The sequence below is a fragment of the Achromobacter colocynthidis genome (assembly GCF_057334535.1).
Genome location: NZ_JBHFIZ010000039.1, coordinates 359,211 through 372,299 on the forward strand (window position 1 = coordinate 359,211; position 13,089 = coordinate 372,299).

Consider the following 13,089-nt stretch of genomic DNA (forward strand, 5'->3'; position numbering starts at 1 on the left):
GTGAAAAACAAATCCGCTTCGCGTTTCGGCAAGAAGACCCCGCAAGCCCTCGGCCCTCGCACGCTGAGCTCGCGCCTCTTCCTCCAGGCCCTTGAACCCCGCGTCCTGCTGGACGCCGCCATGGCCCAGACGGCGCACGAAGTGGCGCAGGCCGTCCCCGACGCGCCGCCCGCCGCGGATACCCAGGCGCATGCCGAACTGATCGCCGCCCTGGGCGCCGTGGAGCAGCACAAGGCGACCGCCACCGAACCGGCGGCGGAGCGCACCGAGGTCTATTTCATTGACCGCACCGTTGACGACGCGGATGCGCTGGCGCGGTCGCTGCCGCCCGGGGCCGAGGTTCACTTCATCGAGCCGGGTGTCGACGGCGTGCGCTTCATGGCTGACACACTGGACGGCCGCCAGGATGTGGATGCCGTCCATATCCTGAGCCACGGCGAAGAAGGCATGCTGAAACTTGGCACGGCCACGCTGACGCTCGAATCCATGCAAGGTGAATACCGCGAGGTGTTGACGCAGATCGGATCGGCCCTGAGCGCCGACGCCGACGTGCTGCTTTACGGCTGCGACTTCGGTCAGGGCGATGTTGGCGCGCTTGCGGTGCAGACACTGGGCGTGATCACCGGCGCGGACGTGGCTGCATCGTCGGACACCACCGGCGCGGCCATGCTGGGCGGCGACTGGACGCTGGAACACCAGAGCGGTTCCATCGAAACCGTCGCCGTGGCGGCAGAGGGCTGGAGCTATCTGCTGGCGCCGCCGGTGCTGGACAACGCCTTGAACCTGACCTATACCGGCGCAGAAGATTCCGGCACGCCCAGCGGCGCGGTGGGCGCCACGATTTCCAACTACACCGCCGGCCTGACCGATGCCGACCCCGGCGCCGTCAAGGGCATTGCGGTAATCGGCACCGTAACGACGAACGGCACGTGGTGGTACACGCTGGACGGCGGCGCCAACTGGAGCGCCGTCGGCACCGTCAGCACAACCAGCGCGCTGCTGTTGTCCGACACGCCGAATTCGCGCATCTACTTCCAGCCCAACGCCAACTTCAATGGCAGCGCGGGCAATGCGCTGACGTTGCGAGGCTGGGACCAAAGCGCCGGCACGGTGGGCACCAAGGTGAACCCCACCACGATTACCGGCGCGGTGTCTACCGCCTCGGACACCGTCGCGGTTTCAGTGACCGCGGTCAATGACGCGCCGTTGCTCAATGCGGCCACGCGCAGCTTGACGGCCATCAACGAAGATCTGAACGTCGGCGTGCCGGCGCCCGCGCCGACGGGTGCGGTTGGCTCGACGGTGAACAACTTCATCGGTTCGACCACCGACGTCGACGCCGGCGCATTGACGGGCATCGCGATCGTGGGCGCCGACACCGCCAATGGCACCTGGTGGTATTCCGCCAACAATGGCACGAACTGGACGCAGATGGGCGCGGTGTCCGACAGCAGCGCGGTGCTGCTTGCCAACAGCACCAGCTCGCGCGTGTACTTCCGTCCTAACGCGGACTACAACGGCACGGCCACGCTGACGATCCGGGCCTGGGACCAGACCAGCGGCACCAATGGCGGCACGGCCGACGCCAGCGTCAATGGCGGCATCACCGCCTTTTCCAGCGCCACGGGCTCGGTCGGCATCACGGTCAGCGCTGTCGCCGATATCGTGGCGGACACGGCCACCACGGCGGAAGAAGCGCCGGTCATTATCAATGTGCTGGGCAACGACACGTTCGAGAACAGCGGCCGCGTCGTCACCGCCATCAACGGCACCGGGATCACCGTGGGCGGGCCGGCAGTCAGCGTGGCGAACGGGTCGGTGGTGTTGAACGCCGACGGCACCATCACCTTCACGCCGGGCGCCGATTATCCGGGCGCCCTGGCCTCTGCGAACACCGTCTTCACGTATACGGCAACGTCGGGCGGCGTGTCCGAGACCGCCAACGTGACGGTCACCGTGACGCAAGTGCAGGACGCGCCCCGCATTGACCTGGATGGTTTGACTGCTGGGTCCAACTACAGCACCACGCTTGATCAAGGCGCCATCGCCATCGGCAACCTGGTGTCCGTGACCGACCCCGAAGGCAATAACCTGGCGTCGATGACCATCACCTTGTCGGGCGCCACGGCGGCCGCCACCCTGGCGCTGACCGGCAGCGTGGCCGGCATTACGGCCAGCTACAACAGCGGCACCGGCGTGCTGACCTTGACGGGCAGCACCACGCTGGCCAATTACCAGACCGCGCTGGGCCTGGTCTCGTTCACCACCACGTCCGGTTCGACCGCTGCGCGTACCCTCTCGGTCCAGGCCACGTCGGTCGCCGCGCCCACCGCATCCAACGTGGCGGTTGCCACGATCACGCCCATCGATACCGATGGCGATGGTCTTGCCAATACTGCCGACATCGATGACGACAACGACGGCATCCTGGACATCAACGAAGCGGGCAATACCGACGCCGATGGCATTGTCGATCGGTTGGATCTGGACAGCGACAACGACGGCATTGCCGACAACGTCGAAGCGCAGGCGACGGCGGGCTACAAGCCGCCCAGCGGCCAGGGCCTGTCGATGGTCGATGTGGACCAGGATGGCCTGGATGACCGCTATGACGCGGACACCGTCAGCGTCAGCAGGACGACGGCGGTGGCCAGCCTGGGCCTGACGCCGGTGGATTCCGACGCAGACGGCACGAAAGATTTCCGTGATGCCGATAGCGACAACGATGGCACGGCCGACGTGGCCGAGCGCGGCGACGGCCAGGCGATTTCGGTGACCAGCACCACGGACACCGACCTGGATGGCCTGCTGGATATCTTTGAACACGGCACCGTCAGCGACGGCTTTGCCGTGCACGACGGCGCGGTGGTCACCAGCGGCAGCGGGCTGACCGCCACCGTCACCGGTTTCAACCTGAGTGACACCGACGCAGACATTCTCGCCAACGGCAGCAACGCCCAAGTGCTTAGCGCTGACCTGGACTGGCGTGACAACTTCGTCGGCGTGGCGCCTCCGGTGGCGCTGGCCGATTCCGCGATCACCGTGGAAGACACACCCCTGTCGGTGTCGGCGGCGGCGGGCCTGCTGGCCAACGACACCTACAACCGCGACGGCAGCATTACGGCCGCCAGCTATGACAGCAATGCCGACGGCACGCCTGACACGGCGATCACCGTGGGCGTGGCCACCGCGCTGGTGCGCAATGGCGTCACCACCGGCAGCCTGACGCTGAACGCGGACGGTTCCTATACCTTCACCCCGGCATCCAACTACGACGGCCTGGTTCCGCTGGTGCGCTACACCATCACCACCCCGGGCGGCAGTTCCAACGGGGACCTGTCGCTGGCCATCACCCCGGTCAACGATGCGCCGGTGCTGGCGGATACGACGCTGACCGTGGTGGCGGTCATGCCGACCAACGGCGCGCCGGTCGGCCAAGTAGGCATGCTGGTGTCGGACCTCGTGGGCGGCGTCACGGACGCCGATACCGGTGCGGTGAAAGGCGTTGCGGTCACCGGCATGAGCGGTCTCGGCACGCTGTACTACTCCATCAACAACGGCACGGCCTGGACGCAGGTTGCGTCCTTGACCGAGGCCACGGCGCGCTTGCTGGCCGCCGATGGCGTTACCCGCCTGTACTTCCGACCCAACGTCGCGGTGTTGGGCAATGTCGCCAACGCGCTGACCATCCGGGCCTGGGACCGCACCAGCGGCACCAATGGGGCGACGGCCGACGCTACGGTCCACGGCGGCGCCACGGCGTTCTCGGATGCGACAGACACCATACAGATGCGGGCAAACACCGCTCCGGTACTTAACACAGTACCGGCGCTGACCTATACGGGTAGCGAAGATGACCCGGTCCCCGTGGGGGCGGTGGGACAACTGGTCTCGGCCTATACGGTGGGCATCGTCGATCTGGATCCGGCCGCGCTGTCGGGCATCGCGCTGACGGCGGCGAACGCTGGCAACGGCGTCTGGTGGTACACGGTGGATGGCGGCGCGACCTGGAACCTGGTGGGCACCGTCAGCGGCACCAACGCGCTGCTGCTGTCCGACACGCCAGATTCGCGCATCTACTTCCAGCCCACGACCAATTTCAATGGCAGCGCGGGCAATGCGTTGACGCTGCGCGCCTGGGACCAAAGTTCCGGCACGGCCGGCACCAAGGTGAATCCCGGAACGTCGACCGCCTTCTCTGCCGCCAGCGATACCGTGGCGGTTTCCGTGACGGCGGTGAACGACGCGCCGGTTCTGCTGGTGGATACGCGCAACCTGTCCACCATCAACGAAGACCTGAACGCCAGCGTGCCCGCGCCCGCGCCCCCCGGCGCGGTCGGCACGTCGGTCAACAACTTCATTGAGTCCACCTCCGACATCGACGCCAGCCCGTTGACGGGCATCGCCATCGTGGGCGCGGATACGACCAACGGCACCTGGTGGTATTCCACCAACAACGGAACCAACTGGACGCAGATGGGCACGATCGCCGACAGCAGCGCGGTGTTGCTCGTCAACAGTGGAAACTCGCGCGTGTACTTCCGGCCCACCGCCGACTACAACGGCACCGCAACGCTGACCATCCGTGCGTGGGACCAGACCAGCGGCACCAATGGCGGCACGGCCGACGCCAGCGTCAATGGCGGCATCACGGCCTTCTCCACCGCGACGGGCCTGGTCAACATCATCGTCAACCCCATTGCGGATATCGTGGCCAACACCGCCACCACCGCCGAAGAAACGGCGGTCATCATCAACGTGCTGGGCAACGACACGTTCGAGAACAGCGGCCGCGCGGTCACCGCCATCAACGGCACCGCGATCACCGTGGGCGGGCCCGCGGTCAGCGTCGCCAACGGATCGGTGGTGTTGAACGCCGACGGCACCATTACCTTCACCCCGGGCCTCGACTTCCCCGGCGCGGCGGCGTCAGCCAACACGGTCTTTACGTATACGGCAACGTCGGGCGGCGCCTCCGAGACGGCCAACGTCACGGTCACGGTCACGCAGGTGCAGGACGCGCCGCGTATCGACCTGGACGGCTCGGCGGCCGGCACCGGCTACAGCAGCACCCAGGACCAGGACAAGGTCGCGATTGGCAAGCAGGTGTCGGTAACGGACCCGGAAGGCAACAACCTGGCCTCGATGACCGTTACCTTGTCGAGCCCGGCGACGGGCGATCTGTTGTCTTTTGACGGCAGCGTTACCGGTATCACCGCCAGCTACAACAGCGTGACGGGTGTATTGACGCTGACGGGCAGCGCCACGCTGGCCAGCTACCAGGCCGCGCTGGAGCAGGTTTACTTCAGCACCACGTCCGGCTCGACCGCCGTGCGCACCATCTCGGTACAGGCCATCTCGGTGCTTGCTCCCACCGCCTCGAATGTGGCGGTGACGACCATTACGCCCATCGATACCGATAGCGATGGCGTGTCCAACACGGTTGACCTGGACGACGACAACGACGGGATCCTGGATGGCGTTGAGTCTCAAGCCACCACGCCGTCTTTGATCGACGGCTCGATGGAAGGCGGGCTGCCGGACGCGCATACTGAAAATCAAAGCCTGAACTTCAGTGTCGACGGCACCGGCTTCACGGACGCCTTGGCCACGCCGGATACGTGGAAGGGTAGTTTCTCCCTGGCCGGGTCCGGCCAATGGTCGGGCGCCATGAATGGTGTACCCGGCGCGGCGGATGGGCAGGTCTTCATGGGGATCTACAGCGGCTTCGTGGAAGAGGCGTCGCAAGTCATCCTTCCGGCTTCCGCGGGCATCCAGGTGGGCGACGTGGTCCGTATCACGTTCCAGGAGATTTTCGGCGGGGTCAATGGCTTGACCATCCCGGGCATGCAGGCGTATTTCGTCGTCACCGTGGACGGGGTGTCGTACAACGCCGATACGCTGACCTATAACGGCAACAACTTCAAGACCTGGTCCACGGGCTCAATCACGTTTACCGCCACGTCGACAACGCCCGTGGTGGTGTTCTCCATTGGTCGGCCCAATGGTGGTGATGGCGCGTATTTGGGCCTGGATGATGTGCGCGTCTATAAGGTCAGCTCGCTGAACGCCGCGCAGGACCGCGACGGCGACGGGCTGGTGGATCGCCTGGACCTGGACAGCGACAACGACGGCATCCCGGATAACGTCGAAGCGCAAACCACGGCCGCCTACAAGCCGCCCAGCGGCCAGGGCCTGGCCATGGTGGACGCAGACGATGACGGCCTGGATGACCGCTACGATGCCGACACCGCCAGCATCAACAGAATGACCGCCGCAGCCAGTCTGGGCCTGACGCCGGTGGACACCGACGTCGACGGTACCGCGGACTACTACGATGCGGACAGCGATAACGATGGCAAGACGGACGTAACCGAACGCGGTGACGGACAAGCGACTTCGGTGACCAGCACCACCGATACCGACAATGACGGCTTGCTGGACATCTTCGAACACGGCAACGTCAGTGACGGCTACAGCGTGCAGGACGGCGTCATCACGACCAGCGGGCCCGGCTTGACGGCTACGGTCGTGTCATTCAACCTGGCCGACACCGATCTGGACACCGCGATCAATGGCAGCAACGCCGTGCCGCTGACCCGCAATTTCGACTGGCGCGATAACGTCAGCGCGCCCGTCATCGACCTGAATTCCACGGTCGGCGCGGTGGATGGCACGATCAACTACAGCACCAATCAAACCGGTGCGGGCGTCGCCGTGAATACCGCGGCAGCCGCCGCCGACGTCAGTGACTTCGGCGACAACGACATTCAACAACTGGCGATCACCGTATCCGGCACGCTGGACGGCGCCAACGAGGTTGTCACGCTGGGCGGCGCAAGTTTCGCGTTGAACGCCGCTGCGTCGGCCACGGTGACGGTCGACACCGTTGACCTGCTGATCAACTACACCGTCCTGGGCGGCTTCGTGATCACGCGCAGCGGTGGCGGCGTGATTGCCCATGCCGTCCTGGATACCCTGGTGCGCGGCGCCACGTACCGCAACACGCAATTGGCGGCCACGGCCGGCGCGCGTCAACTCAGCTTCGTGCTGACCGATACCGGCGGGGCCGCTTCCGCCACGGCGGTGTCCACGATTCAGGTCACCCCGGGCAACCGCCCGCCGGTGCCCGCCGATCCGGCGATTGCGGGCCAGGTGTTCGATCCGGGCACCGGCAACTATGCCGTCAGCGCCCAGGAGGACACGGCCTTCAACGGCCAGGTGTCGGCCACCGACGCCGACAACGACACGCTGGCCTATGCCGTCACGACGCAGCCGCTTCATGGCGCCGTCGTGATTGACCCCGCAACGGGCGTGTACACCTACACCCCCGATGCCGACTACAACGGCAGCGACAGCTTCGTGGTGACCGTGTCGGACGGCATGGGTGAAACCGTGCAGTCCATCGTCAACGTGACGATGGCGGCCGTGGCGGATATCGTCAACGACACGATCACGACGAATGAAGACACCACGGTCAATATCGCGGTGAGCGGCAACGACACCTTCGATGACGCCGGGTATGCGATTACGGCGATCGACGGCATCGCGGTCGTGGTGGACACGCCGGTCGTGGTCGCCAACGGGACCGTCACGCTCAAAGCCAACGGCACCTTGGACTTCACGCCGGCGCCCAACTACAACGGGCTGGCCAGTTTCACGTACACCGTGACATCGGCCGGCACGGTGGAGACGGCATCGGTCACGGTGACCGTGACGGCGGTGGCGGACGTGCCGGTGACGGTGGATCCCGCCGTACCCGGTCAAGTGTTTGATCCTGCCACGGGCAACTACGCAATCAGCCTGAACGAGGACGCTGTCTTCAATGGCCAGGTCTCGGCGGTGGATGGCGACGGCGACACGCTGGTGTATGGGGCGGATACCGCGGCCACGCACGGCATGGTCACGGTGGATTCGGTGACGGGCGCGTACACGTACACGCCGACGGCCGACTACTACGGTGCCGACAGCTTCATCATCAGCATCGGTGACGGTGCGGGCAACATCGTCCTGTCGACGGTGAGTGTCACGGTAGCGGCGGTGGTGGATATCACCGACGACACGATCACGACCGATGAGGACACGACGGTCAACATCGCAGTGATCGGCAACGACAGCTTCGAGAACGCTGGACGCTCGATCACTGCCATTGATGGCATTGCGGTGGTGGTCGATACGCCGGTCCTGGTGGCCAATGGTTCTGTCACGTTGAAAGCCAATGGCACCTTGGACTTCACGCCCACGGCCAACTACAACGGTTCGACCAGCTTCACGTACACCGTGACGTCGGGCGGGGCGGTGGAGACGGCAACGGTCACGGTGACTGTCACCTCGGTAGCGGATGCACCGGTGACGGTGGATCCCGCAGTACCCGGTCAAGTCTTCGATCCAGCAACAGGCAACTACGCGATCAGCCTGAACGAGGACGCCGTCTTCAGCGGCCAGGTCTCGGCGATTGATGGAGACGGAGACACGCTGCTGTATGCGGTGAACACTCCGGCAACGCACGGCATGGTGACGGTTGATCCGGCAACGGGCGTCTACACCTACACGCCCACGGCGGATTACTACGGTACCGACAGCTTCATCATCAGCATCGATGACGGCGAAGGCAACGTGACGCAGTCGACCGTAAGCGTCACGGTCGCGGCGGTGGTGGATATCGTCAACGATACGATCACGACCGACGAGGACACCACGGTCAACATCGCAGTCGTCGGCAACGACAACTTCGAGAACGCGGGTCGCGCCGTTACGGCCATTGACGGCAACGCGGTGGTGGTGGGTACGCCGGTTGCGGTTGCCAACGGATCGGTCACGCTGAAAGCCGACGGCACCTTGGACTTCGCGCCGGCCTTGAACTACAACGGGTCCACGAGCTTCACCTATACCGTGACATCTGGCGGCGCGGTGGAGACGGCAACCGTTACGGTCACCGTGACGGCAGTGGCGGATGTACCAGTGACGGTCGACCCGGCAGTCCCGGGCCAGGTCTTTGATACTGCTACTGGCAACTATGCGATCAGTTTGAACGAAGACGGGGCGTTCACGGGCCAGGTCTCGGCGGTTGATGGCGACGGCGATACGCTGACCTACAGCGTATCCTCGGCTGCCACGCACGGCATGGTGACGGTGGACCCGGCAACGGGCGGCTACACCTACACCCCGACGGCGGATTACTACGGCAGCGACAGCTTCGTCATCCGCATCGATGATGGCGCAGGCAACTTCATTCTGTCGACGGTGGGTGTCACAGTAGCGGCGGCGGTGGATATCACCGACGACACGATCACGACGAATGAAGACACGACGGTCAACATCGCGGTGGTCGGCAACGACAGCTTCGAGAACGCCGGGCGCGCCATAACCGCCATCGACGGCATTGCGGTGGTGGTGGGAACGCCGATTCTGGTCAGCAACGGTTCGGTCACCTTGAAGGCCGACGGCACCTTGGACTTCGCTCCGGCTGCGAACTACAACGGCTCGACCAACTTCACGTACACCGTGACATCTGGCGGCGCGGCGGAGACGGCAACCGTTACGGTCACCGTCACTGCCGTGGCTGATGCGCCGATGACGGTGGACCCCGCAGTACCCGGTCAAGTCTTCGATCCGGCAACAGGCAACTACGCGATCAGCCTGAACGAGGACGGGGCATTCGCTGGCCAGGTCTCGGCGGTTGATGGCGATGGAGACACGCTGGTGTATGGGGTGGATACCCCGGCAACCCACGGCATGGTCACGGTGGATTCCGTGACGGGTGCGTACACCTACACGCCGACGGCCGACTACTACGGTGCCGACAGCTTCATCATCAGCATCGGTGACGGCGCAGGCAACTTCGTCCTGTCGACGGTGAGTGTCACGGTTGCGGCGGTGGTGGATATCACCGACGACACGATCACGACGAATGAAGACACGACGGTCAACATCGCAGTAGTCGGCAACGACAGCTTCGAGAACGCCGGACGCACTATCACGGCCATCGACGGCATTGCAGTGGTGGTGGGTGCGCCGATCCCGGTTGCCAATGGCTCAGTCACGCTGAAAGCCGACGGCACCTTGGACTTTGCACCGACGGCTAACTACAACGGCTTGACCAGTTTCACGTACAGCGTGACGTCTGGTGGTGTGGTTGAGACGGCAACGGTCACGGTGACCGTCACCGCAGTGGCGGATGCGCCGATGACGGTGGATCCTGCCGTACCCGGTCAAACCTTTGACCCTGCCACGGGTAACTATGCGATCAGCCTGGACGAAGACGGAGCGTTTACCGGCCAAGTCTCGGCGGTGGATGGTGACGGTGACACGTTGACCTACAGCGTATCCGCGGCTGCCACGCATGGCCTCGTCACGGTGGACCTGGCAACGGGTGCCTACACCTACACGCCGGCGGCGGATTACTACGGTACCGACAGCTTCATCATCAGCATCGATGACGGCGAAGGCAACGTGACGCAGTCGACGGTAAGTGTCACAGTCGGGGCGGTGGTCGACATCGACAACGACGCGATCACCACCAACGAGGACACGACGGTCAACATCGCCGTGGTCGGCAACGACAGTTTCGAGAACGCCGGACGCACGATCACGGCCATCGACGGCATTGCGGTGGTAGTGGGAACGCCGGTCGCGGTCGCGAACGGCTCAGTCACACTGAAGGCCGACGGCACCTTGGACTTCGCTCCGGCCTTGAACTACAACGGTTCGACCAGCTTCACGTACACCGTGACGTCTGGCGGGGCCATGGAGACGGCAGGGGTCACAGTCACAGTCACTGCGGTGGCGGATGCACCGATGACGGTGGACCCCGCAGTGCCCGGTCAAACCTTTGACCCGGCCACGGGCGACTATGCAATCAGCCTGAACGAGGACGCTGTCTTCAACGGCCAGGTCTCGGCGGTTGATGGCGACGGCGACACGCTGGTTTATGGCGTTGATACCGTCGCGACGCACGGCTCGGTGACGGTGGACCCGGCAACGGGTGCGTACACCTACACGCCCACGGCGGACTACTACGGCAGCGACAGCTTCATCATCAGCATCGGTGACGGCGCAGGCAACGTGATCCTGTCGACGGTCACTGTGACGGTGGCGGCGGTAGTGGATATCGCCGATGACACGATCACGACGAATGAAGACACGACAGTCAACATCGCCGTAGTCGGCAACGACAGCTTCGAGAACGCGGGACGCAGCATCACGGCCATCGACGGCATGGCGGTGGTGGTTGGAACGCCGGTCGTGGTTGCCAACGGTTCGGTCACGCTGAAGGCCGACGGCACCTTGGACTTCGCCCCAGCTGCGAACTACAACGGCTCGACCAACTTCACGTACACCGTGACATCCGGCGGGGCCATGGAGACGGCATCGGTTACCGTGACCGTTACTGCGGTGGCGGATGCACCGATGACGGTGGACCCGGCAGTACCCGGTCAAGCCTTTGACCCGGCCACAGGCAACTACGCGATCAGCCTGAACGAAGACGGTGCGTTCAATGGCCAGGTCTCGGCGGTGGATGGCGATGGCGACACCCTGACTTATGGGTTGGATACGCCGGCAACGCATGGCATGGTCACGGTGGACCCGGCAACGGGCGCGTACACCTACACGCCCACGGCGGATTACTACGGCAGCGACAGCTTCATCATCAGCATCGATGACGGCGAAGGCAACGTGACGCAGTCGACAGTAAGCGTCACGGTCTCGGCGGTGGTGGATATCGTCAACGACACGATCACGACGGACGAGGACACCCCGGTCAATATCGCGGTGGTCGGCAACGACAGCTTCGAGAATGCGGGTCGCGCCATTACGGCCATTGACGGCAACGCAGTCGTGGTCGGTACACCGGTCGCGGTTGCCAACGGCACGGTGACGCTGAAAGCCGACGGCACCTTGGACTTCGCCCCGGCTGCGAACTACAACGGCTCGACCAGTTTCACGTATACCGTGACATCCGGCGGTGCGGTCGAGACGGCATCGGTCACGGTGACCGTGACGGCATTGGCTGATGCGCCGATGACGGTGGACCCCGCAGTACTCGGTCAAACCTTTGACCCGGCCACGGGCAACTACGCGATCAGCCTGAACGAGGACGGAGCGTTCACTGGCCAGGTCTCGGCGGTTGATGGCGACGGCGACACCCTGACTTATGGGGTGGATACTCCGGCAACGCACGGCATGGTCACGGTGGACCCGGCAACGGGCGCCTACACCTACACGCCCACGGCGGACTACTACGGCAGCGACAGCTTCATCATCAGCATCGATGATGGCGCAGGCAACTTCGTCCTGTCGACGGTAAGCGTCACGGTCGTGGCGGTGGTGGATATCACCGACGACACGATCACGACCAATGAAGACACGACGGTCAACATCTCCGTAGTCGGCAACGACAGCTTCGAGAACGCTGGACGCACTATCACGGCCATCGACGGCATTGCAGTGGTGGTGGGTGCGCCGATCCTGGTTGCCAATGGCTCGGTCACGCTGAAGGCAGACGGCACCTTGGACTTCGCGCCGGCCTTGAACTACAACGGGTCCACGAGCTTCACCTATACGGTGACGTCGGGCGGCGCGGTGGAGACGGCAACCGTCACGGTCACCGTCACTGCGGTGGCGGATGCGCCGATGACGGTTGACCCGGCAGTCCCGGGCCAGGTCTTCGACCCGGCCACAGGCAACTACGCTATCAGCCTGAACGAGGACGCTGTCTTCAACGGCCAGGTTTCGGCGGTTGATGGCGATGGTGACACGCTTGTTTATGGGGTGGATGCCCCGGCAGCGCACGGCATGGTCACGGTTGATCCGGCGACGGGTGCCTACACCTACACGCCGACCGCCGACTACTACGGCGCCGACAGCTTTGTTATCAGCATCGACGACGGCGCGGGCAATATCATCCTCTCCACGGTCAGTGTGACTGTCGCGGCGGTGGTGGATATCACCGACGACACCATCACGACCAGTGAAGACACGACGGTCAACATCGCCGTGGTCTCCAACGACAGCTTCGAGAACGCCGGACGCAGCATTACGGCCATTGACGGCAACGCTGTCTTGGTCGGTACGCCGGTCGCGGTTGCC

At 64.5% G+C, this 13,089-nt stretch carries 1 protein-coding gene (cut by a window edge); it reads left to right on the top strand.

The genetic code is table 11. The annotated features are described in order from the left end of the window. On the top strand, window positions 1–13,089 hold the 5' portion of the coding sequence (locus ACE04A_RS28165; RefSeq protein ID WP_485820746.1) for an Ig-like domain-containing protein. Its footprint extends 14,169 nt past the window's final position; only the first 13,089 of its 27,258 coding nucleotides appear in the window; its start codon is at window positions 1–3; the stop codon falls past the right edge of the window.